General features: G+C 50.1%; 22 protein-coding genes and 4 tRNA genes. 17 read left to right on the top strand and 9 right to left on the bottom strand.

The annotated features are described in order from the left end of the window. Window positions 1-67: 67 nt before the first annotated feature. Window positions 68-340 (bottom strand): helix-turn-helix domain-containing protein, encoded by a 273-nt coding sequence (locus tag EL143_RS09190; protein WP_085415867.1) that lies wholly within the window; start codon window positions 338-340, stop codon window positions 68-70. A gap of 173 nt (window positions 341-513) precedes the next feature. Between EL143_RS09190 and radC the strand changes: the two genes are divergently transcribed. The 5 genes from radC to ruvB all read left to right on the top strand — a co-directional run bounded on the left by radC (window position 514) and on the right by ruvB (window position 5,509). After that, window positions 514-1,188, top strand: coding sequence for a RadC family protein (radC, locus tag EL143_RS09185; RefSeq protein WP_085415866.1), 675 nt, complete (start codon window positions 514-516; stop codon window positions 1,186-1,188). 82 nt (window positions 1,189-1,270) lie between these two features. Then, on the top strand, window positions 1,271-1,804 hold the full coding sequence (locus tag EL143_RS09180; RefSeq protein WP_085415865.1) for an NUDIX hydrolase: 534 nt from the start codon (window positions 1,271-1,273) through the stop codon (window positions 1,802-1,804). Between the two features lie 3 nt (window positions 1,805-1,807). Then, a complete protein-coding gene (gene gloB / locus EL143_RS09175; RefSeq protein WP_085415864.1) occupies window positions 1,808-2,554 on the top strand; it encodes a hydroxyacylglutathione hydrolase in 747 nt (248 codons plus the stop codon). 347 nt (window positions 2,555-2,901) lie between these two features. Continuing rightward, on the top strand, window positions 2,902-4,383 hold the full coding sequence (gene cls, locus EL143_RS09170) for a cardiolipin synthase (protein WP_085415863.1): 1,482 nt from the start codon (window positions 2,902-2,904) through the stop codon (window positions 4,381-4,383). Between the two features lie 94 nt (window positions 4,384-4,477). Further along, entirely contained in the window at window positions 4,478-5,509 is a 1,032-nt protein-coding gene (ruvB, locus tag EL143_RS09165; RefSeq protein WP_085415862.1) for a Holliday junction branch migration DNA helicase RuvB, read from the top strand. A gap of 122 nt (window positions 5,510-5,631) precedes the next feature. On the opposite strand, the gene EL143_RS09160 is transcribed toward ruvB, so the two are convergent. Then, window positions 5,632-6,261, bottom strand: a complete 630-nt coding sequence (locus EL143_RS09160; RefSeq protein WP_232001272.1) for an SCO family protein — start codon at window positions 6,259-6,261, stop codon at window positions 5,632-5,634. Window positions 6,262-6,441: 180 nt separating this feature from the next. Between EL143_RS09160 and EL143_RS09155 the strand changes: the two genes are divergently transcribed. Then, window positions 6,442-6,526, top strand: a tRNA-Leu gene (locus EL143_RS09155). Between the two features lie 50 nt (window positions 6,527-6,576). Then, window positions 6,577-6,661, top strand: a tRNA-Leu gene (locus EL143_RS09150). Window positions 6,662-7,135: 474 nt separating this feature from the next. Here the strand turns inward: EL143_RS09150 and EL143_RS12970 are convergent. Both EL143_RS12970 and alaS read right to left on the bottom strand, forming a co-directional pair. Beyond that, window positions 7,136-7,333: an adenine-specific methyltransferase EcoRI family protein gene (locus EL143_RS12970; RefSeq protein WP_408634070.1), complete on the bottom strand. Its 198-nt coding sequence runs from the start codon at window positions 7,331-7,333 to the stop codon at window positions 7,136-7,138. A 34-nt stretch (window positions 7,334-7,367) separates the two neighbouring features. Then, window positions 7,368-9,992 (bottom strand): alanine--tRNA ligase, encoded by a 2,625-nt coding sequence (alaS, locus tag EL143_RS09140; protein WP_085415861.1) that lies wholly within the window; start codon window positions 9,990-9,992, stop codon window positions 7,368-7,370. Window positions 9,993-10,246: 254 nt separating this feature from the next. Here alaS and EL143_RS09135 point away from each other — a divergent pair, with 254 nt between their 5' ends. Both EL143_RS09135 and glyA read left to right on the top strand, forming a co-directional pair. After that, the gene (locus EL143_RS09135) at window positions 10,247-11,389 is read left to right on the top strand and encodes a polyamine ABC transporter substrate-binding protein (protein WP_085415860.1); all 1,143 of its coding nucleotides are present in this window, start codon (window positions 10,247-10,249) and stop codon (window positions 11,387-11,389) included. 197 nt (window positions 11,390-11,586) lie between these two features. After that, window positions 11,587-12,837 (top strand): serine hydroxymethyltransferase, encoded by a 1,251-nt coding sequence (gene glyA / locus EL143_RS09130; RefSeq protein ID WP_085415859.1) that lies wholly within the window; start codon window positions 11,587-11,589, stop codon window positions 12,835-12,837. Window positions 12,838-12,921: 84 nt separating this feature from the next. On the opposite strand, the gene aroC is transcribed toward glyA, so the two are convergent. Further along, window positions 12,922-14,019: a chorismate synthase gene (gene aroC, locus EL143_RS09125; protein ID WP_085415858.1), complete on the bottom strand. Its 1,098-nt coding sequence runs from the start codon at window positions 14,017-14,019 to the stop codon at window positions 12,922-12,924. Window positions 14,020-14,208: 189 nt separating this feature from the next. Here aroC and EL143_RS09120 point away from each other — a divergent pair, with 189 nt between their 5' ends. The 5 genes from EL143_RS09120 to EL143_RS09100 all read left to right on the top strand — a co-directional run bounded on the left by EL143_RS09120 (window position 14,209) and on the right by EL143_RS09100 (window position 18,849). Further along, the gene (locus EL143_RS09120) at window positions 14,209-14,751 is read left to right on the top strand and encodes a carboxymuconolactone decarboxylase family protein (RefSeq protein ID WP_085415857.1); all 543 of its coding nucleotides are present in this window, start codon (window positions 14,209-14,211) and stop codon (window positions 14,749-14,751) included. Between the two features lie 91 nt (window positions 14,752-14,842). Next, a complete protein-coding gene (locus EL143_RS09115; RefSeq protein ID WP_085415856.1) occupies window positions 14,843-15,946 on the top strand; it encodes an acyl-CoA dehydrogenase family protein in 1,104 nt (367 codons plus the stop codon). Window positions 15,947-16,015: 69 nt separating this feature from the next. Continuing rightward, window positions 16,016-16,813, top strand: a complete 798-nt coding sequence (locus EL143_RS09110; protein ID WP_085415855.1) for an ABC transporter ATP-binding protein — start codon at window positions 16,016-16,018, stop codon at window positions 16,811-16,813. 67 nt (window positions 16,814-16,880) lie between these two features. Next, window positions 16,881-18,047, top strand: coding sequence for an ABC transporter substrate-binding protein (locus tag EL143_RS09105; RefSeq protein WP_085415854.1), 1,167 nt, complete (start codon window positions 16,881-16,883; stop codon window positions 18,045-18,047). 52 nt (window positions 18,048-18,099) lie between these two features. Further along, on the top strand, window positions 18,100-18,849 hold the full coding sequence (locus EL143_RS09100; RefSeq protein ID WP_085415853.1) for an ABC transporter permease: 750 nt from the start codon (window positions 18,100-18,102) through the stop codon (window positions 18,847-18,849). Between the two features lie 77 nt (window positions 18,850-18,926). Here EL143_RS09100 and EL143_RS09095 read toward each other — a convergent pair whose 3' ends face one another. The 4 genes from EL143_RS09095 to yaaA form a co-directional block, all read right to left on the bottom strand. Then, the gene (locus EL143_RS09095) at window positions 18,927-19,823 is read right to left on the bottom strand and encodes a cation diffusion facilitator family transporter (protein WP_085415852.1); all 897 of its coding nucleotides are present in this window, start codon (window positions 19,821-19,823) and stop codon (window positions 18,927-18,929) included. 238 nt (window positions 19,824-20,061) lie between these two features. Continuing rightward, window positions 20,062-20,152, bottom strand: a tRNA-Ser gene (locus tag EL143_RS09090). Between the two features lie 23 nt (window positions 20,153-20,175). After that, window positions 20,176-20,266, bottom strand: a tRNA-Ser gene (locus EL143_RS09085). 81 nt (window positions 20,267-20,347) lie between these two features. After that, on the bottom strand, window positions 20,348-21,127 hold the full coding sequence (gene yaaA, locus EL143_RS09080) for a peroxide stress protein YaaA (protein ID WP_085415887.1): 780 nt from the start codon (window positions 21,125-21,127) through the stop codon (window positions 20,348-20,350). Window positions 21,128-21,438: 311 nt separating this feature from the next. Between yaaA and EL143_RS09075 the strand changes: the two genes are divergently transcribed. From EL143_RS09075 to EL143_RS09065, 3 genes are read left to right on the top strand one after another with little or no spacing between them, the layout of a single operon-like run. Beyond that, entirely contained in the window at window positions 21,439-22,341 is a 903-nt protein-coding gene (locus tag EL143_RS09075; protein ID WP_085415851.1) for a ParA family protein, read from the top strand. Then, entirely contained in the window at window positions 22,334-24,025 is a 1,692-nt protein-coding gene (locus EL143_RS09070; protein ID WP_158087821.1) for a ParB family protein, read from the top strand. The genes EL143_RS09075 and EL143_RS09070 overlap by 8 nt, the downstream gene beginning before the upstream one ends. Window positions 24,026-24,059: 34 nt before the next feature. Then, on the top strand, window positions 24,060-24,689 hold the full coding sequence (locus EL143_RS09065; protein ID WP_126326722.1) for a hypothetical protein: 630 nt from the start codon (window positions 24,060-24,062) through the stop codon (window positions 24,687-24,689).

Raw genomic sequence — 24,689 nt, 5'->3', positions numbered from 1 at the left:
ATGCCTGTCTGAAAATGTTTTTCTTCGCAGAAACTTGCGTTGCCCGTTTTCAGACAGGCATTTTGGTTTAGATCATTTTTAAACGCTCTTCCGGCGGCAGCAGGAGCTGGTAGGCGGGAACGCCGAGTGCGGCTGCCATTTTTTCGATATTGGATAGGGCGATGTTCCAGCGTTTGCGTTCTACGGCGGAAACGTAGGTTCGATCCAGGCCGCATTGGCGTGCAAGCTCTTCTTGCGACCAGCCTCTGTTGACTCTAAACAGGCGCATGTTGTAGGCAAGCACGGCGCGTAAATCGTCAGCGTCGGGCAGTTCGGTGGGGGCATGGAGTTTGTTGGACATTATTTTTCCTTTAGTGTTTGTTTCAACGGATTTTACTTCACGTTTTGATTAGGCTCAATGCCTGTCTGAAAGAAAATTTTAAGTTTTCAGACAGGCATCGCGCTTTAGCGGCAGATTGGCTTTTAAGTTAAAATAACTTTAGAAACTATTTTTAAACATTACGGAATTGATTTATGAGCATCAAACATTGGCCGGAAGGGGAACGGCCGCGTGAAAAACTGCTGGAGCGTGGCGCGGCGGCGCTGAGCGATGCGGAATTGCTGGCGATTTTATTACGTGTGGGTACGCGCGGGATGAGTGCGGTGGATTTGGCGCGCGATCTGCTGCGGGAATTCGGCAGCCTCGGGCGGCTTTTGAGCGCACCGGTGCAGGAATTGTCGAAACACAAAGGTATGGGGCCGGCGAGTTATACGCAATTTGCGGTGGTGCGCGAAGTTGGGCGCAGGGTGTTGGGAGAGGAATTGCAGCAGGCGCCTGTGTTCGGCAGCCCTCAGGCGGTAGCCGATTATCTGCGCCTGCAACTCGGACAGGAGCAGGTGGAAGTAACGTTGGCGTTGCTGCTGAACCGGCAAAACCAATTGATCAGCCCGGTGGAGCTGGCGCGCGGTACGGTGGCTGAAAACACGGTATATGTGCGCGAAGTGGTGAAGCTGGCGTTGGAGAATCATGCCAGCTCCATCATTATCGCCCACAATCATCCCGGCGGCTCGGCGGAGCCTTCGGATGAAGACATTGCGTTTACCCGCCGCTTGAAAGCGGCTTTGGATTTGGTGGATGTGGCTTTGCTGGATCATTTTGTGGTTACCGCAACGCAGGCGGTATCGTTTGCCGAACGCGGTTTGTTGTGAGCAGGATTGCCGGTGCGTTTGAAAATTAAGATACAATGCCTGTCTGAAAACATGCTTATGATGAAAATGAAAGGATACGCCGATGGATTTAACTGAAACCCAAATCAGTTCCGAACAGATTTTCAACGGCACTTTTGTGTCGATTGCCAAAGACAAAGTGCGTCTGCCCAACGGCAACGAAAGCTTCCGAGTGGTTATCCGCCACCCGGGTGCGGCTTGTGTTTTGGCGGTTACGCCGGACGACAGGGTGGTGTTTGTGCGCCAATGGCGCTATGCCTGCGATAAAGCCATGTTGGAGTTCCCGGCCGGTAAGCTGGAAGAGGGGGAAGATCCGGCGGTGTGCGCTTTGCGCGAGTTGGCCGAAGAAACCCCGTTTGAGGCGGAGCGTGTCGAATTGATGCGCATTTTTTACACTGCGCCCGGTTTTTGTGACGAAAAAATGTATCTTTACCGTGCGGTTAACGTGAGCGAGACCAGCGGTTTGGAGCCGGATCAAGACGAGTTTGTCGAAACGGTGGTGTTGAGCCGCCAAGAGGTGCTGCAAGCCTTGAAAAACGGTGAAATTGAAGATGCGAAAACGCTTATCGGTTTGCAGGAATGGCTTTTGGAAGGATAAGCCGTGCAGATAGTTCCGATTCCCGCTTTTCAAGATAACTATATCTGGCTGCTGCGATGCGGCAAGGATGCCGTGTGTGTCGACCCCGGAGATGCGGCGCCGGTGCTGGACTATCTGGCAGAACACGGTCTGACGTTGCGTCAGATTTGGCTTACCCACCATCATAACGACCACACAGGCGGCATAAAAAGTTTGCTGCGGACGTTTCCCGATTGCGAAGTATACGGTAACACCGATATTGAAGGTATCACGCACAAAATCGAAGAAGGCGGCAAAGTTGCGTTTTGCGGAAGGGAAGCCCAGATATGGCATGTGCCCGGGCATACGGCTACCCATTTCGCCTATCTTCTGCTTTCAGACAGGCTTCATGTGTTTTGCGGCGACACTTTGTTCAGCGCGGGCTGCGGGCGCGTGTTTACCGGCACAATCGGTCAATTGTTCAACAGCATCCAGCGTTTCAACGGCCTGCCGGAAAACACGCTGTTTTATCCTGCGCACGAATACACAGCATCCAATCTGCGCTTCGCCGAATATGTGGAGCCGGGCAATACGGCGGTGGCAGAGGCCTTGCGGGCGGCCGGCAAGATTCCGACCTTGCCGGTAACGCTGGCGCACGAACGGGCGGTGAATCCTTTTCTGCGCACCGGCCAAACGGTTTTAATCAGGCAGGTGGAAAAGTTGTCGGGTCAAACTTTGGATGGCGACGAAGCCGTATTTGCAGCGTTGAGGGAATTGAAGAATTCTTTTTGATGCGGCCGGCTGATTCTTGCGGATGCCTGTCTGAAAACATGTTTCAGACAGGCATTGTTGTTTCGAGCAACGTGCAAACAGTTTGGCCAATTCTTAATAACAACCCCCGTCATACTCGGGCTTGACCCGAGTATCTCGAAAATTGAAGAAACTCAAAGATACTCAGATCAATCCAGAGTATGGAGAATGTACTTTTAAGTTGAGTAACTATATTCCCAGAGCTAAGGCGCAATAACGGCTTGGCAGCGATAAAGCCATTTGTTGCAGCAGGCTGCCCACCAAGGCATGTGTTGCCGCTTTCTATGCTAAACTTTGAGCATTCGATATTAATGATAAAAAGGGTTGCAATGTCAATATCTTGGGGTCAGGTTTTGGTTTTTCTGCATACGGCGGCGGCGCTTGTCTGTATGGTGCGCGTGCTTTACACCCAGCGCAACACGGGCACGGCGTTTGCATGGCTGATTATTTTGTTTGTGTTTCCGCTGTTCGGCGTGGTGGCCTATATGCTGGTGGGCGAGCCGCGTTTGGGTATGGCGCGTGCCAAGCGTTCGGCTGAAATGAACCGCTTTTACGGCGAATTTATCGAGCAGCATCTTGCCGATACCGATTTGGACATTACCAATGAAATCGGCTCGCGCTACCGCGGAATTGCAAGGGTGGCCGCAGATACCACGGGAATGGGCGCAACCAGAAACAATTCCCTCACGCTGCTCGCCACAACCGACGATATTGTGGATGCCATGCTGGCAGACATCCGTTCGGCGCGGCAATCGTGTTTGCTGGCTTTTTACATTATCCAGCCGCAAGGCAAAATCGAGAGCATGCTCAACGAGTTGGTTAATGCCGCCGGACGCGGCGTTAATTGCGTGATTCTTGCCGACGCGGTGGGCAGCGCCGATTTTTTCGGCAGCGCTTGGCCCGACAAGCTGAAAAACGCAGGGGTTCAGGTGCATACCGCTTTACCGGTAGGCATCTGGCGCACGCTGTTTACCCGAAGCGATTTGCGGAACCACCGCAAGCTATTGATTGTTGATAAGAAAATCGGCTATACCGGCAGCTTCAACTTGGTTGATCCGCGTTTTTTCAAAAAAGACGCGGGTGTGGGCGAGTGGGTGGACGTAATGATGCGTTGCAGCGGGCCTATGGTGCTGGAAATGCTGGCGGTGTTTTATGCCGATGTGGCGGTGGAATGTGACGAAAGCCTGTCTGAAGTGCAGCAATACATCACGGAACACGGCAGCATTGTGGCCGAGCTGCTGCCGCAGAAAATACAGGCGGGTCAAGTTGTGGTGCAGGTGATTCCTTCTGCACCCGACCAAGCCCAGCGCGTGATTTACGACACAATTATCAGCGTGATCTATGCAGCAACCCGCAAAATCGTGATTACCACGCCGTATTTCGTGCCGGACGACCCGCTGCTTACCGCTTTGGTGGTGGCGGCCAAGCGCGGTGTGGATGTAACTTTGGTGCTGCCGGCCAAAGTAGATTCCATGATGGTGCGTTATGCTTCGCGCGCCTATTATCCGATGCTGCTTGATGCAGGCGTGAAGATCGCTTTGTTTGAAGGCGGCTTGCTGCACGCAAAAACGCTGACTATCGACGAAGACTATACCTTGTTCGGCACAGTCAATATGGATATGCGCAGCTTCTTCCTCAATTTGGAAATCAGCTTGGCGGTTTATGACGAAAAAACCACTCAGGAAGTAGCCGCCTTGCAGCAGCAGTATCTCAGCCAAAGCCGCTACGTTACGGTAAAAGCCTGGCAGCAGCGCAGCAGATGGTGGGGATTGGTGGAAAACAGCGTGCGTCTGCTTGCACCTTTGCTTTGAACATACCATCAATGCCTGTCTGAAAAAGCTTTCAGACAGGCATTCTTAATTTCGGGTATCATAACACCCTGCATTTTAAACAGAAACCTACATTATGCTGCAAACCGACAACCTCACCGCCTCGCGAAGCGAGCGCGTGATTACGCCGAAAACCCTATCCGCCCAAGAAGAGCAACTCGAGCGCGCATTGCGCCCCAAAGCTTTGGCCGACTATATCGGTCAGGCAAAAGCCAAAGAGCAACTCGAAATCTTTATCCAAGCGGCCAAAAAGCGCGGCGAGGCGCTCGACCATACCTTGCTGTTCGGCCCGCCGGGCTTGGGTAAAACCACTTTGGCGCACATCATTGCGCGCGAACTGGGCGTGAACCTGCGCCAAACCAGCGGGCCGGTGCTCGAGCGGGCAGGGGATTTGGCCGCTCTGCTTACCAATCTCGAGCCGCATGATGTATTGTTTATCGACGAAATCCACCGCCTAAGCCCGGTTGTGGAAGAAATTCTTTACCCGGCGCTGGAAGATTACCAGCTCGACATTATGATTGGCGAAGGCCCAGCCGCACGCTCCGTAAAAATCGACCTGCCGCCGTTTACATTGGTAGGCGCCACCACCCGTGCCGGTATGCTCACCAACCCTCTGCGCGACCGTTTCGGCATTGTTTCGCGGCTGGAGTTTTACGGCAATGAAGATTTGGCCGTGATTGTGGGGCGCTCCGCCGCTTTATTGCAATTGGATATCGACGATACCGGCGCAATGGAAATCGCCCGCCGCAGCCGGGGTACACCGCGCATTGCCAACCGGCTGCTCCGCCGCGTACGCGATTATGCCGAAGTGAAAAGCGGCGGAAAAATTACTTCGGCCACAGCCGATGCCGCGTTAAGCATGCTGGATGTGGATGCCGAAGGTTTGGATGTGATGGACAGAAAATTTTTAGATGCCATTCTCCATAAATTCAGCGGCGGCCCGGTCGGGCTGGATAATGTGGCAGCCGCCATCGGAGAAAGCACGGATACGATTGAAGACGTAATCGAACCCTATTTAATCCAGCAAGGTTTTTTACAGCGCACACCCCGCGGCCGCATGGCCACCGAGCGCAGCTACCTGCATTTCGGTTTGAGGTTTGAAAAATAAGCCTGAGCTGAAAAATCCACATTGTTGAAGAAGCGTATCGGTTATCGGCGCACACAGTAACAATGCCTGTCTGAAAAAGTGTTCAGACAGGCATTGTTCTAATGTAAAACAAAGCCGTTTTTTTAACGGCTTAGCAGGATTCTTACATCATCTGCGATTTCCGTAGCGGTTTTGCCGTAAGGTTCGAAGGCAACGGCTTTCCCGTCGCGGTTCAAAAGGTAAGTGCCTGCGGTGTGGTCAACCGTATAATCGCCATTTTTAAGCGGAACTTTTTTTGCATGGATACGGTAAAGCTGCTTCACCGTTTCGATGTCTTTTTCAGATTTTGCCGACAATCCGATAAAACTCTCGTGAAAAAGGCGTACATATTGATCGGTTAATTCAGGCGTGTCTCTTTCGGGATCAACGCTTACAAACACTACCACCACGTCCTGCGCCTGTTTTCCAAGCTGTTTTAACACATCAGCATAAGTAGCCAAGCCCGTCGGGCACACATCCGGGCAATGTGTGAAACCAAAAGCCAAAATTACAACTTTACCGCGCAAATCATTCAGATTAAAAGCGTGATTACCGCGGCCAAGCAGAGTAAAGTTACCGCCCAAGCTTTCGTTTGAAATGTCGCTTCCATTGAATGCCGGTAAATTTTCTTGAGCCTTTTCAGCAACCGGCATCGGTTTGTCTTCTTGGGTGCAGGCTGAAGCGCTAAAAACCATCATCAACATCAAACACAACGCACGCATAATCAAATCCATTCCCTAAATAGCAAGTTTTGGCGGCATTATACAGCCTAACCGCATCGCTATGCCGCTTTCGGGGGATTCTTTATTTCATTAAATATTTTCAATAAATCAAAGCATTGCTGTCTATTTTATTTTAAGCCTTTATAAACAGTTTACAAGTTTCATTTAGCTGCTATAATACCATCTTCGCTGGCCCGGGTGGCGAAATTGGTAGACGCAGGGGACTCAAAATCCCCCGCCGAAAGGTGTGTCGGTTCGAGTCCGACCTCGGGCACCACAAAATAGATTTTTAACTGTTTATTTAATTAATATAGTTAATATGCTGCCGCCCAGGTGGCGAAATTGGTAGACGCAGGGGACTCAAAATCCCCCGCCGAAAGGTGTGTCGGTTCGAGTCCGACCCTGGGCACCACAAACCGCTTTCAAGCGGTTATTTTTTGTCTGATACTATCCAAGCGCACCAACCAAGCCATTATATTTAAAAGCCTTCCTGCCGTTTTAACGTGTCTTGCTATCTAATTCAATCCAATTTAATCCGATTGAATCGGCCGTTTTTAGTTGGTAAAATTTTCGCATAGTTACCAACACTTAGGGACGAGGTTCTTTTTCCATCTATACGCCGTATCGGAACTGATACCGAATTCCCTGGCTAACTTTGCGGATGGAGATGCCTTGTTCAAGTTTGGCTAAGGCAAGTTTTTAGAAGTCTATTGAATAGGTCGTGAAAAGATTGTAATGTAAATTAAGTAGATTTACTTATAGTCATTACCTCCTTTTAAATGCCCAATTAGCTCTCCGTAAGAGTAATTGCCAACCGATAATTTCAAACTGTTCAGAGTTATGCTTGTCCAAAAACGTAATCGGTACGCCCTATACTCCGTCAAAATCACAGGATTTTCGCTACTTTACGGCTTCTATCGCATCGTTCATTGTCGTAATACGGATATTCCTCGGGCGTGTGGCGTTTGTATAACATCAGTTCTTCATGGCGTTTATCGTGGTTGAGATTAGTAAACCAACTCGCTTGGGCACGTGCTTTCACTTCGCCATCAACAACACGATGATTTCTAACACATGAGGCCATCTGAAACATTCAGACGGCCTCAATCAAACCAAAATTAAGCCAGCTTTCCGCCAACCCAATCATCCACACTATTCAAAGCATCAGGCAATTTAGCAGCATCCGTACCGCCGGCCTGCGCTAAATCCGGCCGGCCGCCGCCTTTGCCGCCTACTTGCTCGGCGACAAATTTAACCAAGTCGCCTGCTTTCACTTTGGCGGTTAAGGGTTTGGAAACGCCTGCGCACAGGGAAACTTTGCTGTCGTTTACGGCGGCGAGCAGTACGATGGCTTTATCGGATTTGCCGGTAAGATCGGTAACGATTTCGCGCAAGGCGGCTGCGTCGGCTTCGATTTGGGCAACCACGAGCTTGGCTTCGCCTACGTCTTTGGCGTTATCTAAAAGTTTGGCGCCGGCGTGTACGGCAAGCTCGGCTTTGGTTTTGGCCAAATCTTTTTCCAGCGCTTTGGTTTGGGCGGCGTTGGCTTGGATTTTAGTCAATACGTCGCGCTCGGTTTGGGCTTTGACTTCGGCGATGATGTTTTTGATCAACCGCTCTTGGTTTTGCGCCCATTGCAGGGCGTTTTGGCCGGTGATGGCTTCGACGCGGCGGATGCCTGCTGCGATACCGCCTTCGGAAATGATTTTAAAGAAGCCGATTTCGCCGGTGCGGGTAACGTGGGTGCCGCCGCACAGTTCGGTGGAGTATTCGTCCATAACAACAACGCGCACGAAGTCGCCGTATTTTTCGCCGAACAGCATCATGGCTCCGGTTTTTTGGGCTTCTTCCATGCTCATGGTTTTGACTTCTACGGGCACGTTTTGCATGATGGCATGGTTGACGCGGCGTTCGACTTCGGCGATTTCTTCGGCAGTGATGCCTTGCGGATGGGAAATGTCGAAGCGGGTGATGTCGGCGTTTTGCAGCGAGCCTTTTTGTTCGACATGGGTGCCGAGCACGTCGCGCAGGGCTTGGTGCATCAGGTGGGTAACGCTGTGGTTTTTGGTGATGGCGTCGCGGATGGCGTTATCGACTTGTGCGCTGACGCTATCGCCGACTTTCAGACGGCCTGTTACGACGCTGCCGAAGTGGCCGTTAACGGCGGCTTTGATTTTTTGTGTGTCTTCCACGCGGAAGTTGAGGCCGTCTGAAACGATATGGCCGACATCACCCACTTGTCCGCCCGATTCGGCATAGAAAGGGGTTTGGTCGAGCACAACGATGCCGCTTTCGCCTTCGTTCAGTTCGGTTACGGCTTCGCTGCCTTTATATAAGACCAATACTTTGGCTTCGGTTTGGCGTTGGGTATAGCCTTTGAACTCGGTGTCTTGGCCGTCGTAGGTGATTTGGGTGTCGGCTTTGAAGCTTTGTGCGGCGCGGGCGCGGGTGCGCTGGGCTTCCATTTCGCGGTTGAAGCCGTCTTCGTCCATATCGATTCCGCGCTCGCGGCAGATGTCGGCGGTAAGGTCGTAGGGGAAACCGTAGGTGTCGTAAAGTTTGAAGATGATTTCGCCGTCCAGCATTTTGCGGCCGTCTGAAAGGGCGTTCTCCAGCAAAGCCATGCCGGTTTCGAGGGTTTGGGCGAAGCGGGTTTCTTCGTTTTTCAAGGCTTCTTCGATTTGGCTTTGGCGTTCTTTCAGTTCGGGATAGGCTGAACCCATCTCGACCACCAAATCGGGCACGAGTTTGTGGAAGAACGCGCCTTTTTGGCCGAGTTTGTAGCCATGGCGCACGGCACGGCGGATGATGCGGCGCAGCACATAGCCGCGGCCTTCGTTGCTCGGCAGCACGCCGTCGGCAATCAAAAATGAGCAGGCGCGGATGTGGTCGGCAATCACTTTCAGGCTGGGCACTTCCATGCTGAATTCGGTGCCGGTTTCGCGGGCAGCGGCTTTGAGCAGGTTGCCGAACAGGTCGATTTCGTAGTTGCTGTTAACATGCTGCATCACGGCGGCCATGCGCTCCAAGCCCATGCCGGTATCTACCGAAGGCTTGGGCAGCGGGTTCATATTGCCTTGTTCGTCGCGGTTGAACTGCATGAATACGCAGTTCCAGATTTCGATAAAGCGGTCGCCGTCTTCTTCGGGGCTTCCCGGAGGGCCGCCCCAGATGTGGTCGCCGTGGTCGTAGAAGATTTCGGAGCAGGGGCCGCAGGGGCCAGTGTCGCCCATTTGCCAGAAGTTGTCGCTGGCGTAGCGGCTTCCTTTGTTGTCGCCGATGCGGATGATTTTTTCAGACGGCATGCCGATTTCGTTGAGCCAGATGTTGTAGGCTTCGTCGTCTTCGGCGTAAACGGTGGCCAAGAGTTTTTCTTTGGGCAGGTTCAGCCATTCGGGAGAGGTGAGAAATTCCCAAGCGAAATGGATGGCATCGCGTTTGAAGTAGTCGCCGAACGAGAAGTTGCCCATCATTTCAAAAAAGGTGTGGTGGCGGGCGGTGTAGCCTACGTTTTCGAGGTCGTTGTGTTTGCCGCCTGCGCGTACGCATTTTTGTGCAGTGGTGGCGCGGTTGTAGGGGCGTTTGTCGAAGCCTAAGAATACGTCTTTAAATTGGTTCATGCCTGCGTTGGTGAAGAGCAGGGTGGGGTCGTCGTGCGGCACGAGTGATGAGGAGCGTACGATTTGGTGGCCTTTGCTTTCGAAGAATTTGAGGAATTTTTGGCGTAATTCGGAAGTTTTCATGGTGTTTTCTGTATTAGGTTTAAACGGTTTCAGACAGGCATTCAAGCGGTATGGAATGCCTGTCTGAAAGCTTGAAAAATGTTTCATAATATTACCGCAGATTTGATATTGCGCCTACCCAAACGGGGAGGGCTGCTTTATACTAAACGGCCTTTCAGCCATGATTTGATGTGCGGTCGGCTGCCCGTGCGGCCGGCGCTTGGTATTCATGGCATATTTTATAAATAATTAATTACCGGGGGTTGTAGCGAGAAATGAACATCAAATTATATTTGTTGGGTGCGGCATTACTGGTTTTGGGTGCTTGCGGCGGCGCTAAGGAGGAAACGAAGCCCGCTGCGAAGGTTACGCAGGAGAAGCAGAGTCTACCGTCGACCAAGGATTTGAAAATTTATAATTGGACCGATTATGTAGACCCGCAAACGGTGGCCGATTTCGGCAAGCAATTTGATGTGAAGGTAACTTATGATGTGTATGAGAGCGATGAGGCTTTGGAAGGCAAAGTGTTGTCGGGCAAATCGGGCTATGATTTGGTGGCGCCTTCCAATGCGTTTGTGGGGCGGCAGATTAAATCCGGTGCTTATCAGAAAATCGATAAATCCCTGATTCCCAATTACCGCAATTTAAATCCCAAACTTTTGGAAATGATGGCGGAAGTGGATCCGGGCAATGAATACGCCGTGCCTTTTTTCTGGGGCAGCAACACGTTTGCCATCAACACCGAGCGTGTGAAAAAAGCACTGGGCACCGACCAATTGCCGGATAACCAATGGGATTTGCTGTTTGACCCTGCATACACGGCCAAGCTAAAAAAATGCGGCATCAGCTATTTCGACAGCGCCGCGGAAGTGTATCCGCTTGCGCTGCATTATTTGGGCAAAAAGCCCAACAGCAGCAATCCTGAAGATATTCAGGCTGCCACCGAGCTTCTGAAGAAAAACCGGCCAAACGTCAAGCGCTTCACTTCCGCAAGCTATGTAGACGAACTGGCGCGCGGCGATGTTTGTATTGCGATGGGTTTCGGCGGCAATTTGAATATTTCCAAAAAACAGGCGGAAAAAGCGGGTGAAAAAATCTCTGTGTTGATGCCGAAAGAAGGTGTGGGCATCTGGATTGATTCGTTTACCATCCCGAAAGACGCGGGAAATGTGTTGAATGCCCACCGCTATATCAATGATTTTCTCGAGCCTGCCGTGGCCGCGAAAAACGGTAATTTCGTTTCGTTTGCCACTTCCGTGCCGGCCGCTAAAGATTTAATGAGCAAAGAGTTCACGGAAGACAGGGTGGTGTTTCCCAATGATGACGACATGAAGAGCAGCTTTGTGATGCTGCCGATGGAGCCGGAAACCTTGAAAGCCATTGTAAGCGAATGGCAGAAGATTAAAGCGAAGCAGTAGCCGGCAATGCCTGTCTGAAAGGATTTCAGACAGGCATTTTGATTGTTGCGGTTAAACAGGATTTGCCCGGTTGCATTGTTGACAATCTCTATGGAAAGATTCAGAATCCAGCGCATTGCTGCGTCTTGAGCTGTGAAGCCTGAGCGTGCATTTCTGCATCGAATTTCTTTTGTAATTTTTTAAGAAAAGGAACAAAAATGTTCTCGAAAAGTACCACCATTGAAAAATATGACCCCGAACTGGCAGCTGCAATGGCTGATGAAGTGCAACGCCAGCAAGACCATATCGAATTGATTGCTTCGGAAAACTATGTAAGCTGCGCCGTGATGGAAGCGCAAGGCAGCCAGTTGACCAATAAATATGCAGAAGGCTACCCGGGCAAGCGCTATTACGGCGGCTGCGAGTTTGTAGACGTAGCCGAGCAATTGGCTATCGACCGCGTGAAAAAGCTGTTTGGCGCGGAATATGCCAATGTGCAGCCGCATTCGGGCTCTCAGGCAAACCAAGCCGTTTATGCTTCGGTATTGAAACCGGGCGACACCATTTTAGGCATGAGCCTGGCGCACGGTGGCCACCTTACCCATGGCGCTTCTGTAAACATTTCAGGCAAGCTTTATAACGCGGTTACATACGGCTTGGACGAAAACGAAGTGTTGGATTATGCCGAGGTAGAACGTTTGGCTTTAGAGCATAAGCCGAAAATGATTGTGGCAGGCGCATCTGCTTATGCCTTGCAAATCGATTGGGCAAAATTCCGTGAGATTGCCGATAAAGTAGGCGCTTACCTGTTTGTTGATATGGCACACTATGCAGGCTTGGTAGCTGGTGGCGAATATCCGAACCCCGTGCCATTCGCTGATTTTGTTACCACCACAACCCACAAAACCCTGCGCGGCCCGCGCGGCGGCGTGATTTTATGCCGCGACAACACGCACGAAAAAGCGCTGAATTCAGCCATTTTCCCGAGCCTGCAAGGTGGCCCGCTGATGCACGTGATTGCAGCAAAAGCCGTAGCATTTAAAGAAGCTCTGGAGCCTGAATTTAAAGAGTATGCCAAGCAGGTAAAAGTGAATGCCGCTGCAATGGCGGAAGAGCTAGTTAAACGCGGCTTGCGCATTATTTCCGGCCGCACCGAGAGCCATGTGTTCCTGGTTGATTTGCGCGCCAAAAACATTACCGGCAAAGCAGCCGAAGAAGCTTTAGGCAAAGCGCACATCACCATCAATAAAAATGCAATTCCAAACGACCCGGAAAAACCTTTTGTTACTTCCGGCATCCGTGTCGGCACCGCAGCCATCACCACCCGCGGATTCAAAGAAGAAGATGCGCGCGAATTGGCCAATTTGGTAGCTGACGTGTTGGAAAACCCTGAAAATACCGCCACATTGGAGCGTGTTGCCTCAGCTGCCAAGGCTTTGTGCGACAAATATCCGGTTTACGGTGCTTAATTTTTTGAGAAAAGCAAAATGCCTGTCTGAAAACTAGAACTTGTTTTCAGACAGGCATTTTTAATTTTTTTTCTAATTCAATGCTTAACCTGTGCGCTCGATATCCGGTGTGTCCACTTTCACATCGGCATTTTGTGCGCGGTGGCGCAAAGCGTGGTCAATCAGCACGAGTGCGGTCATGGCTTCGGCGATTGGTGCGGCGCGCAGGCCGACGCATGGGTCGTGGCGGCCGTGAGTGGCGATTTCCACCGGATTGCCGTAGATATCAATAGATTCGCGCGGTGTGGCGATGCTGCTGGTGGGTTTGATGGCGATGTTGGCGGTGATGGTTTGGCCGGTGCTGATGCCGCCGAGAATGCCGCCGGCGTGATTGGATTTAAAACCTTGCGGGGTAAGCTCGTCGCCGTGGAAGCTGCCGCGTTGCGCCACCACTTCAAAACCGTCGCCGATTTCTACGCCTTTCACGGCGTTGATGCCCATTAGGGCATAGGCAAGGTCGGCATCCAGACGGTCGAACACAGGTTCGCCCAAACCCACGGGGACGTTTTTCGCTTCGATACGCAGTTTGGCGCCCACCGAATCGAGCGATTTGCGGATGCTGTCCATATAGGCTTCCAATTCGGCGATTTGCGATTGGTTGGCGGCAAAAAACGGATTATTGGCAATGTGTTCGTAGCCTTCAAACGCAATGGCATGTTCGCCGACTTGGGTAACGTAAGACACGATTTCTATGCCGAATTTTTCTTTCAGCCATTTTTTCGCCACTGCACCGGCAGCTACGCGGGCGGCGGTTTCGCGGGCGGAACTTCTGCCGCCGCCGCGGTAGTCGCGGATGCCGTATTTGTGGCGGTAGGTGTAATCCGCGTGGCCGGGGCGGAATTGTTCGGCGATTTTGCCGTAGTCTTTGCTGCGCTGGTCGGTGTTGCGGATGAGCAGGGCGATAGGAGTGCCGGTGGTTTTGCCTTCAAACACGCCGGAGAGGATTTCCACTTCGTCCGCTTCGCGGCGTTGGGTTACATGACGACTGGTGCCGGGTTTGCGGCGGTCGAGGTCGGTTTGGATGTCGGCCTCGGTTAATTCCAAGCCGGGCGGGCAGCCGTCGATAATACAGCCGAGGCCTGCGCCGTGGCTTTCTCCGAATGTGGTAACGGTGAAGATTTGTCCGAAAGTGTTGCCTGCCATGTTGGTCTCTGCGAAATGTTAAATAGAAAGGATTTTAGCATAGGCGTGGGGTTTGGTTGCGAAACGGCGGCATTCCTCATATAACTTTTGGTTCTATCATTCATAAAAACTGATTCTTTCCTTTTTCAGACAGGCATCTATATGATTGACCCAATTTTGAAAACCATTCTGTTACCGAGGATATGAATTATGGCACGCTTAACCGTACATACCGTTGAAACCGCTCCTGAAGCCGCCAAACCGCGTGTGGAAGCCGCTTTGAAAAACAATGGCTTTTTGCCGAACTTAATCGGTGTTTTGGCCAATTCGCCGGAAGCATTGGCGTTTTATCAGGAAGTGGGCAAGCTCAACGGCAACACCACGCTCACTCCGGGCGAGCGCGAAGTGGTGCAGATTTTGGCTGCGCGGATTAACGAATGCGCGTTTTGCGTGGCCGGCCACACCAAGCTGGCAACCTTGAAAAAGTTGTTGAAAGAGGAAGAAATTCAAGCCGTGCGCGCAGTGGCACCGATTGCCGATGCCAAGCTTAACGCTTTATCCGACTTTACCCAAGCAGTGATTGCTCAAAAAGGCAATGTGTCCGACGAAGCTTTGAAAGCGTTTTTTGACGCGGGCTATAACGAGCAGCAGGCGGTGGAAGTGGTGCTCGGCGTGGCTTTGGCAACTTTGTGCAACTACACCAACAACCTTGCCCGAACGGCCATCAACCCCGAGCTGCAACAGTTTGCTTAAACAATACAAACACTTGATGCCTGTCTGAAAACCATATTTCCAAGCCAATAATATTTTAGCCGCGCCAACGGCACGGACTTTCGGAGAAACCATGTCACGCGAAACTTTGCTTAATCAGGTTGCAGAACTTGTGCAACACACATTAAAACCTTTGGCGGAAGACATCGACCGCAAAGGCCTGTATCCCGAAGCGTTTATGCGCAAGCTGGGTGAAATCGGCGGGTTTGCCTGCGTGGGCAGTGCGGAAGAGGGCGGCAGCGGCTTAGGTTTGTCGGCACAGATTGCCGTGTTGCGCGAAATCGGCAAAGAATGCGGCGCCACGGCGTTTTCCGCATGGTGTCAGGCGGCGTGTGCGTGGTATTTGCACCAAACGCCCAATCAGGCGGTAAAGCGCTATCTGCCTGATGTGTTAAGCGCGAAAGTGCTGGCGGGCACAGGCATGTCGAACACAGTAAAACATCTGGCAGGTATTGAAGACCATTTGCTGCAAGCGGTAGCAACGGAAGGCGGCTACACGGTAAACGGCATTTTGCCGTGGGTATCCAATCTGGGTGAAAACCATATCTGGGCAAACACCGCCCAAATCGGCGGCAGTTATGTGATGTTTATCACGGGCGCACAGCGCGAAGGCGTGTCGCTGATTGCCTGCCCGGAGTTTTGCGCATTGGAAGGCACGCGTACGTTTGCGGTGAAGTTTGACAATGTATTCGTGCCGCATGAAGACGTTTTGGCCGAGCCGGATCAGTTTGCCGACTTCATCAAAAGCATCAAAACCGGCTTTATCCTGCTGCAAATCGGTATCGGTGCGGGCATTATTGATGCCTGTCTGAAAGAAATCGAGCTGGCTAATGTGGGCAGCGAAACCAATTATTTTCTCGACCACGGTTTCGACGAACTAACCAAACGCCACAACATGCTTTTGGTAAAAACCGAAAAACTGGCGCACGAATCCTATCAAAATCAGGCCAACCTGCTGGAAACTCTGCAAGCGCGCGCGGATGCTTCCCAGCTTTGCCTTGATGCCGCGCAATCCGCCGCGCTGCACGCCGGTGCCAAAGGGTATTTGATGAGCAGCCCCGTTCAGCGCCGGTCGCGCGAAGCCTTGTTTGTGGCCATCGTTACCCCCGCGCTGAAACATTTGCGTAAAGAAATCAGTGATTTGGAATTTATGGGCGGAGAAGAATTTTCGATTTGACGCGCTTCACAACCAGCAGGCGCAAGCCTGCTTTTTTTCAGACAGGCATTGTTTACCGGACACATCATCATGACCGCACTTTCCGTTCAAAACCTTTCCCTCGGCTATCAGGAACAAGGCCGCTTGAAAACCATTTTGCAGGATTTTTCTTTAACGGCAGGGCAGGGCGAGCTGGTAAGCCTGCTGGGGCCGAGCGGCGTAGGCAAATCTTCGCTCCTGCGTATTCTGGCCGGGCTGAACCGCCCGCTTAAAGGCGAAGTATCGCTGTTGGGTGAAACGGTGGAAAAGCCGCACCCGCGTGTGGGCTTTGTGTTCCAAACCGCTTCTTTGCTGCCGTGGCTGAACGTGCGTGACAACGTGGCGTTTGGCTTGGACTTTAAAAAACAGCCGCATATCGACAAAGCCGAGTTGAATAACCGCGTTGAAGCCGCGTTGGCAGAAGTGGGCTTAAGCCATGCGGCCGACAAATTCCCGTCGGAGCTTTCCGGCGGCATGGCGCAGCGTGTGGCGCTGGCGCGTGCATTGGCGCGTAAGCCGCAAGTGCTGCTGCTTGACGAACCTTTTTCCGCGCTGGATGAAGTGATACGCGCGCAAATGCAGGATTTGTTGCGCGAAATCGTGCAAAAACACCAAACCGCCGCTGTGATGGTTACCCACGATATCGACGAAGCCATGCTGATTTCCGACCGCATCGTGCTAATCGGCCAAATGCCCGGCCGCATCATCGGCACCTGGCAGCCGCAGCAGCATTTTCCGCGCCACGACAAACTTTTGGAGATGAACGACTTAAGAGTGGAAATCCTGCAAAGCCTGCATCAGGCGCAACAGCATACGGCGCAAACCAAAACCGTGGATTTTGTGATTTGAATCATTCAGACAGGCATCATGCCTGTCTGAAAACCATCTGACAACAATAGATATAAAGACCGAGACCATGAATTCACGCCGCGACTTTCTCAAACTTTCTGCCTTATTTGCCGCCGCTACGGCCTTGCCGCTGCTGCAGGCCTGTTCCAACCGTGCCGCCGCCAACTCCGATGCACCTTTAACCATAGGCTATCTGCCGATTCTCGATGCCACGCCGCTGTTGGTGGCGCACGGCAAAGGCATGTTTGAGCAAAACGGCGTGGCGGCGGTCAAGCCGGTGTTGTTCCGCTCTTGGGCCAGCTTGGTGGAAGCGTTTTTGAGCGGGCAGGTCAACCTGATTCATGTGCTTTCGCCCATGAGCGTGTGGATGCGCTATGGGAGCCAAGCGCCCGTGCGCGCGCTGATGTGGAACCACACCTGCGGCTCCGCGCTGACCGTGCGGCCCGATATCCAGAGCGTGCAGGATTTGCAGGGGCAAACGGTGGCGATTCCGTTTTGGTATTCGATACACAATGTAATCGTGCAGCAGATGATACGCAAAGCGGGTTTGCAGGTGGTGGAAAAAAATCCGCGGGCAGGGCAGGTGAGGCTGACGGTGATGCCGCCTTCCGATATGGTGCCCGGCTTGGCTTCCAAACAGATTGCGGGCTTTATCGTGGCCGAACCGTTTAACGCTTTGGCCGAAGCCAAAGGCGTGGGCAAAGTTTTGCGCTTTTCCGGCGACATTTGGAAAGACCATGCCTGCTGCCTGAGCATGATGCACGACCACGATATCGAAAACCGCCCCGAATGGGTGCAAAAAGTGGTGAACGCGCTGGTGCAGGCGGCAGCGTGGGCGAAAACGCACCGCGCAGAAACCGCCGGCTTGCTGGCAAAGCAGGGCATTCAGAAATACACGCCGCATGACGTGAAAGTGTTGCGCAATGTGTTGCAGCCCGAGCCGGTGGTTTGGGGCAAATACGAGCGCGACGGCGCCATACGCCATGCCGGCTGGCAGCAGCAACGCATTGATTTCCAGCCGTATCCGTTCCAATCATACAGTGAAATGCTGGTGAAGCTTTTGCAGGAAACCCATTTGGCGGGCGTAAACCGGTTTTTGCAGGAATTGAATCCTGCCGAAGCGGCAAAAGAATTGTTTGACACGCGCTTCGTGGAGCAGGCTTTAAAACAGTCTCAAATGATGCAGGCCTTCGGTTTGCAGGATTTGAGCAGAAAAGAAATATTTGAGATTTGAATGCCTGTCTGAAAACCACGGATACGCAGGAAAAGCACATTAAAGGAAGATCATGAAACTGAACAACTATCTGCTCGGCGGGCTGGGTTTGCTGATTCTGGTTGCCGTATGGCAGGCGGGGGCGGTGCTGCTGGCGCAGAATATGTCGCTGGCCAATCTGCTTGCACCCGGGCCTGCTTTAGGCAATCTGGGCACATTGCTGTCGGAAGGGCAGCTGTGGCCGCATATCTGGGCGAGTTTGCAACGGGTGTTTGTGGGCTTGTTTTTTGCTTTGCTGATTGGTGTGCCGGTTGGGTTTATGCTCGGTTTGTCGCCTAAAGCGGAGCAGACCAGCAGCCCGGCTTTTCAGTTTCTGCGTATGATTTCACCGCTTTCGTGGATGCCTGTGGTGGTGATGCTGTTCGGCATCGGCGATGCACCGATTTATTTTCTGCTTGCATTTGCCGCGGTGTGGCCGATTATTCTGAACACGGCTGCCGGTGTGAAAAATATCAACAAGCAATGGCTGGAGCTGGGGCGTTCGCTCTCGGCCACCAAAGGCGAAATGCTGTTTAAAATCATGCTGCCCGCGGTAACGGGCGATATACTCAACGGCCTGCGCTTGGCAATCGGCATCGTGTGGGTGGTGCTGGTGCCTTGCGAAATGTTGGGCGTGAACGAAGGTTTGGGCTATTTTATTTTGGACACACGCGACAGATTGGCTTATTCGGAACTGATGGCAGCTATTGTATTGATCGGCCTAATCGGCTGGGCACTCGACGGCGGCGCACGCAAGTTGGGAAACTGGTGGAAACACGGTTAACATATGATGATTATTGACAAATGCCTGTCTGAAAACTGGGTTTCAGACAGGCATTCTATTCGGCAGATTCCTTGATACTAAGAGGCACATTCCTCGTCATCTACCGGATCATGGTGCACCACCACATCCGCCGCACCGTCAAACAACGCTTTTATCTTATCCGCAGCTTGCAAGCCGATAGCATGAGCTGAATTTAAGGTGATGTTGCCGTCTAAATCCAAATGCATATCTACAAATTTTCTGCCGCCGGCTTCCCGTGTACGCAAATCATGTACGCCCATCACACCTTCCACCGACAATGCCGCAGCGCGGATTTGTTCCACCGTTGCAGCCGGCAAAGCTTTATCCATTAACATATTAAAAGCATCTGCCGCAATGCTCCATGCACTTTTCATCACCCAAGCCGCAATGATTAAACCCACCGCCACGTCCACCCAAAGCCAGCCAAAGGCCGCTAAAACCAAAGCCAAAATCGCTGCGCCGTTAGTCAGCAAGTCGGTAACATAATGCAGGTGATCCGCTTCCACCGCACTTGACTGCACCTGCTTCAGCACCTTTTTCTGAAAATTTACCAAAGCCAATGTACAAATAATAGATACTGCCATCGCAGCAATTCCCCAGCCCGTATGCTCCAAAGGCTGCGGTGTAATCGCACGGTCGATGGCATTCAAAATTAAAAACACCGAAGAGCCACCAATAAAAGCTGCCTGAACCATAGCAGACAACCCCTCGGCTTTGCCATGACCAAACTGATGGTTGTCATCGGCAGGCTGAAGCGAAAAACGCACGGCAGTCAGATTGATAATGCTGGCCGCCGAATCGGTTAGCGAATCGACCATGCTGGCCAATACACTTACCGAACCATCAGCAATCCATGCCGCCGCCTTGATTACCACAAGGAAAAGGGCGGTACATACGGAAGCCGCAGTAACGCGTTTAAGCAATAATTCACGGTTGGGAGAGCTTGTGTTCATGATGCCTGTCTGAAAAATATTAGAGTTTAAGATATTGGGATTTATAGTTAAGTTACTTAATATAGATAAGTAATATTTACCGTCATATTTAAATCTCGACACGGGTATCTTGATTTTTAACGATATTAGGGTAGTGCGGTCGGAGCAATCCTGATTATTATGCTAACAGTATATAGCAACCAATTAAACAGGCAACAAAAAACAAAGCCCTTGAACACTCAAGGGCTTTGTTTAAAATTGGCGGAGGCGGTGAGATTCGAACTCACGGAGGGCTATCAACCCTCGACGGTTTTCAAGACCGTTGCATTAAACCGCTCTGCCACACCTCCGGTTTGTAAACTGTTTTCAAGATTGGCGGAAGCGGTGAGATTCGAACTCACGGAGGGCTATCAACCCTCGACGGTTTTCAAGACCGTTGCATTAAACCGCTCTGCCACGCTTCCGTTTCCTGAAAGCGTGGATATTATCGGAAAACAGCCGCTTTGCCAAGCTTTTTTAACGAACGAAAAAGTAGTTTTTTGTTTTTATTTGGATTGTTCACTGCGTAAGAATACCCATTCGTTTTCATTTGAAGCTGCCAGATTAAATGCATAGCCTTCATAATCGAAATTTTTTAAATTTTCCGGTTCAGTAATGCCGTGTTCGGCGGCATAACGCACCATCAATCCACGTGCACGCTTTGCATAAAAGCTGATTACTTTATATTGCCCGTTTTTCTCATCTTTAAATACGGGCGTAATAACACGAGCATTGAGTTTTCGGGTGTTTACTGCTTTGAAATACTCTTGCGAAGCCAAATTAATCAAAATACCGGCTTCTGCTTGTTTAAGGGTTTTATTCAATAAATCAGTAATGCGGTCACCCCAAAACTCATAAAGGTTTTTACCTCGCGAATTAACAAATGGCGTGCCCATTTCTAAACGATAAGGCTGAATCAAATCAAGCGGGCGGAGTAAACCGTAAAGACCGGAAAGCAAGCGCACATGGTTTTGCAGATAACCCAACGCTTTCACAGCAAGGGTTTGCGCATCAACACCTTCATACACATCGCCATTAAACATAAAAACAGCCTGCTTAGCGTTCTCTGGTGTAAAAGGTGTATGCCACGAGGCATTGCGCTCAGCATTGAGTAGGGCAATTTTGTCGGAAACATGCATCAATTCAGCAATCTCTTGCGGAGCGAGCGAGCGCACTTCTTTCATCAGCTCTTCAGCCTGATTCAATAACTCTGGTTGTGTAAAATGCTGCGTAGGTGCAGGATCTTTCTCATTCAGATTTTTAGCGGGAGATAATACAAAAAGCATGGCAGTATTTTTCAAATAAAATATAGGCTTATAAGAGCGTCATCAATACTGATGGATCACGCGATTATTAGGGATTGGTCAATGCTTGGTACAATTTAATGGTATGCTAAAACATACGTTTTACCTGTGTATTTAAAAGAAAGCGAGTTCTGATTCAATCACAGACATGACTTGTACAAAGCTTGTTGAGAATATTGCGGAAAGAGTCTTTAAAATAAAATTTAACATAATTATGATTATGCGAAATTGAGTAGTGTTGTACCGAGAGAAATAGTCAGATATGGGATTTTTATTTTGCGAAAGGTTTCATTATGTCCGTTTCAATCGGTGTAATCGGTACCAAAGGCGGTATCGGAAAAACTACTATTGTGTCTAACCTCGGTGCCATTCTTGCAGACATGGGTTTCCGTGTCCTGATTATTGATGCTGATCCACAGGCATCAGTTTCAAAATATTTCAAACTGCATCACAAAGCGCCTAATGGCATTGTAGAGTTTCTTTTGGGTGAAAATTCTACCGAGTTGATGCGGTCCGTTATTTCCAAGACGGTATTTCCAAATTTAGACATTATCTTATCCAACGACTTTAAAGATGACGTACGTCGCCGCGTTGATGAACGTATCGACCGTGCTTTTTTGGTGATGTCTAAGCTCGTCATGCCGTTTTTTGATAAGTCTTATGATTTCATTTTATTTGACACGCAAGGTGCAGTTGGCCCCGTTCAGGACGCTGTCGCATTGGCATCAACGGTTTTACTGACCCCCATTAAGCCGGATGTTCTGAGTGTCCGCGAATTTATTAGCGGCACCCAAGAGTCTTTAAACCGTATCCGTCATAGTGCCGTGATGAATTTAAAAGTGCCTCCAATGAAGGCACTCATATACGCACAAGATCGTACCCGCGATTCTCGTATGATTTCCGAGGAAGTTAAAAATTATTTTAAAGTCAACTTCTTGGATGGAAATCAAAAATTATTGAACACTATTATACCAGCCCAAAAAGCTTTTAAGGAAGCTGCCACACTGCAAACACCTGTTCATTGCATCGAGCGCGAACACCCGGGTAAAAGTGAACCGGCGTTACAAATCATGCTTGATTTGGTTCATGAGTTGTTTGGCATCGATAATAAACCTAAGTTTTTCAATGAATTGAGCAACTTGTTGCCTGAGTATGTCAATCCCGAGAATGCGGATAAGGAGGACACTCATGACTAACAAGCTCAATACGGGTGTTGTTGCAGCCAGTATATTGGCTACAAACCCGTCTCAGTCAAAAATGGATATAGGTAAAACCCCTACCCTGCCCTCTGGCTTTTCTATGACTGTGCCTGTGTCCGAGATTGATTTTTTTGAAGATAATCCCCGGCACATCCATGACCCGGAAATATACCACCAAATCAAGGAGTCTATCCGTGCAACAGGGGTGCAGCAGCCCGTCCATATCACTAAGCGGCCGGATGCAGAATGCTATGTGTTGGCCCATGGTGGTAATACACGGTTGAAAATCGTTAAAGAATTGTACGAAGAAACAGGTGATTCCCGGTTTGCTCAAATACCATGTATCTATGTCGAATACCTCTCAGAAAGCCATATCCTGTTTGCGCACGTCGTTGAGAACGAACTGCGTGCAGATATGTATTTTTGGGATAAGGCATGTATGTACGCCAAAGGCAAAGAAGTCTTAGAGCAGGAGCATGGAGAAACCCTCGGACTGCGTCTGTTGGAAGAAAAACTAGCTGAAAAAGGTATCAAGGTATCTTTTTCGAAACTCGGTTCATATATATTCGCATACGAAAAACTCAGTGCGCTGAATGACATATGCTTTTATCTCTCTATCCAAAAAACACTTGATTTACGCAAACAATACAACAGTCTGAAAAAAATCTCTCAAGTTTCAGATATCGATAGTGAAGCACTGTTTGAGGTGTTTTGGGATGAAGCTTTGTCCCAGTGGGCGATGGATCAAACAGATGTAACAGATTTGGATGTTCCTGCTTTGCAGCAATTCATTAATGAACGCTTTGCAGCAGAATTTGACATCAAAGATATGGGCAGTGAATCAAAAACACCTCCCTCTACCCCTCCGCCCCAACAGTTGTCACAAGAAAAAACTGAGCCAAAAAAAACTGAACCAAAGCTTAGACCTGCTGCAACTTCAAAATCCGAAAATGCTGCAAATTCAGACGGCCTGGATGATGATAAACGCAACATCTATTCAGGAACAGACGAGCTTCAGAGCGACAGCGTGGGTCGGCAGCCGGTCGATCCGGCTGGCGGCACAATCATCCCTGGCAATCCCACTTCTCCTAGAGAAAACGACACCACGCCGGATATTCATTCCGATATCAGATTAGAGCGCACACGTGATGCTATTCAGGAAGACCTGATTACTTCGGTCAGACGTCTGCTCGAATGTGTCAACTTGGAGAAGTACCTGATTATAGACCCGAATATGCCTTATGGCTTTTTACTCGGGTTGCCCAACTGCAATCAAGAACCTTTGGCCAGCAACTTCAATCCCGAAATTTTAAATGGGTATATCAATTGCCTACATCCTGCTGCGGGAGCAGTTTACCACTATCTGTGGGTAATCAGCTCCGAAGAGGCATTATGGGATGGTTTTCAAACGTTACCCAATAATCACAATCCATTTGATAAACCCGGAATTCAAGGACAATTATTCAAAGAAAACCGAGCCTCCGAAATTACTAAAGAACAAACGTTCAACGGTATTCTCAATTTTGCAATGTATAAAGAACGTTCTCAATGGCTGTTTTTTGAGTTCGTGACCACAGAGCAAGCTGCGTTGTCGGCCTATACGGATTTTCTTCGTTTTTGCGCAGAGCTAGAAGCAAATGGCGGAGACAATATCGATTACATGGAAGCCGATGCCAATTGAGCCATTATAAAAACGAGTAATTGGGAGAAAAATCATGATGGAAAATAACAACATTGTAGTTGCCATACACAGCAAGCAAAATCAAGCCGGGAACCAACATCAAATTCAAATCCAAAATGAGGCTGAATTGACCCGTATGCTTTTGGATATATTGGCCAAACCAACAACAAAAGACATAGAGAGCCTGAATCCGCTTACGCCTAAGAAATATAGGGATGTTTTCACCAAGCTTGGCGAAATGAGCGCCGATGAAAAGGCAAAACTGTATCCGCAAATCGCTAAATCAAAGGCCATAAGCGTTTTATACCATATGCAAACTATTCAGCAGATCCTCGAAGAAGACGAGTTGCTGAAGAAAAAACATCAAAAGCAACTTGATGAGGCACGCTGGCTTGTCCGCAACGGCGCATCAAATGCCTGTATCCGCGAAACTTGTACAAGAGTCAGCGAACTGGAGATTAAAAAAATCCGTTATGACACTGGCTGTCCTGTAAAAGTAGGCAGAAATAGGGCTTTGCCGGAGGAAGTGAAGCTGGATGTCATCAATTTTTGGAAGGCCGTCGTTAAAGTCGAACTCAATCAATATAACCGATTGAGACAGTTACAGGAAGCATTCCCCAATTACGATCTGAGTATGCTGTATCCCGCGACGCTTGAGAAATAA

The organism is Neisseria canis (genome assembly GCF_900636765.1).
Taxonomy (GTDB): domain Bacteria; phylum Pseudomonadota; class Gammaproteobacteria; order Burkholderiales; family Neisseriaceae; genus Neisseria; species Neisseria canis.
This window is presented reverse-complemented; position numbering and strand designations above follow the sequence as displayed.

What these genes read in the sequence shown, in the direction of transcription:
- EL143_RS09115 (WP_085415856.1), top strand. Translation starts at nt 14,843, where the DNA reads ATGTCACGCGAAACTTTGCTTAATCAGGTTGCAGAACTTGTGCAACAC.
- EL143_RS09105 (WP_085415854.1), top strand. Translation starts at nt 16,881, where the DNA reads ATGAATTCACGCCGCGACTTTCTCAAACTTTCTGCCTTATTTGCCGCC.
- EL143_RS09135 (WP_085415860.1), top strand. Translation starts at nt 10,247, where the DNA reads ATGAACATCAAATTATATTTGTTGGGTGCGGCATTACTGGTTTTGGGT.
- cls (WP_085415863.1), top strand. Translation starts at nt 2,902, where the DNA reads ATGTCAATATCTTGGGGTCAGGTTTTGGTTTTTCTGCATACGGCGGCG.
- aroC (WP_085415858.1), bottom strand. Translation starts at nt 14,019, where the DNA reads ATGGCAGGCAACACTTTCGGACAAATCTTCACCGTTACCACATTCGGA.
- EL143_RS09095 (WP_085415852.1), bottom strand. Translation starts at nt 19,823, where the DNA reads ATGAACACAAGCTCTCCCAACCGTGAATTATTGCTTAAACGCGTTACT.
- alaS (WP_085415861.1), bottom strand. Translation starts at nt 9,992, where the DNA reads ATGAAAACTTCCGAATTACGCCAAAAATTCCTCAAATTCTTCGAAAGC.
- EL143_RS09180 (WP_085415865.1), top strand. Translation starts at nt 1,271, where the DNA reads ATGGATTTAACTGAAACCCAAATCAGTTCCGAACAGATTTTCAACGGC.
- ruvB (WP_085415862.1), top strand. Translation starts at nt 4,478, where the DNA reads ATGCTGCAAACCGACAACCTCACCGCCTCGCGAAGCGAGCGCGTGATT.
- glyA (WP_085415859.1), top strand. Translation starts at nt 11,587, where the DNA reads ATGTTCTCGAAAAGTACCACCATTGAAAAATATGACCCCGAACTGGCA.
- EL143_RS09070 (WP_158087821.1), top strand. Translation starts at nt 22,334, where the DNA reads ATGACTAACAAGCTCAATACGGGTGTTGTTGCAGCCAGTATATTGGCT.
- EL143_RS09065 (WP_126326722.1), top strand. Translation starts at nt 24,060, where the DNA reads ATGATGGAAAATAACAACATTGTAGTTGCCATACACAGCAAGCAAAAT.
- EL143_RS09160 (WP_232001272.1), bottom strand. Translation starts at nt 6,261, where the DNA reads ATGGATTTGATTATGCGTGCGTTGTGTTTGATGTTGATGATGGTTTTT.
- EL143_RS09110 (WP_085415855.1), top strand. Translation starts at nt 16,016, where the DNA reads ATGACCGCACTTTCCGTTCAAAACCTTTCCCTCGGCTATCAGGAACAA.
- EL143_RS09075 (WP_085415851.1), top strand. Translation starts at nt 21,439, where the DNA reads ATGTCCGTTTCAATCGGTGTAATCGGTACCAAAGGCGGTATCGGAAAA.
- yaaA (WP_085415887.1), bottom strand. Translation starts at nt 21,127, where the DNA reads ATGCTTTTTGTATTATCTCCCGCTAAAAATCTGAATGAGAAAGATCCT.
- EL143_RS09190 (WP_085415867.1), bottom strand. Translation starts at nt 340, where the DNA reads ATGTCCAACAAACTCCATGCCCCCACCGAACTGCCCGACGCTGACGAT.
- EL143_RS09120 (WP_085415857.1), top strand. Translation starts at nt 14,209, where the DNA reads ATGGCACGCTTAACCGTACATACCGTTGAAACCGCTCCTGAAGCCGCC.
- radC (WP_085415866.1), top strand. Translation starts at nt 514, where the DNA reads ATGAGCATCAAACATTGGCCGGAAGGGGAACGGCCGCGTGAAAAACTG.
- EL143_RS09100 (WP_085415853.1), top strand. Translation starts at nt 18,100, where the DNA reads ATGAAACTGAACAACTATCTGCTCGGCGGGCTGGGTTTGCTGATTCTG.
- EL143_RS12970 (WP_408634070.1), bottom strand. Translation starts at nt 7,333, where the DNA reads ATGGCCTCATGTGTTAGAAATCATCGTGTTGTTGATGGCGAAGTGAAA.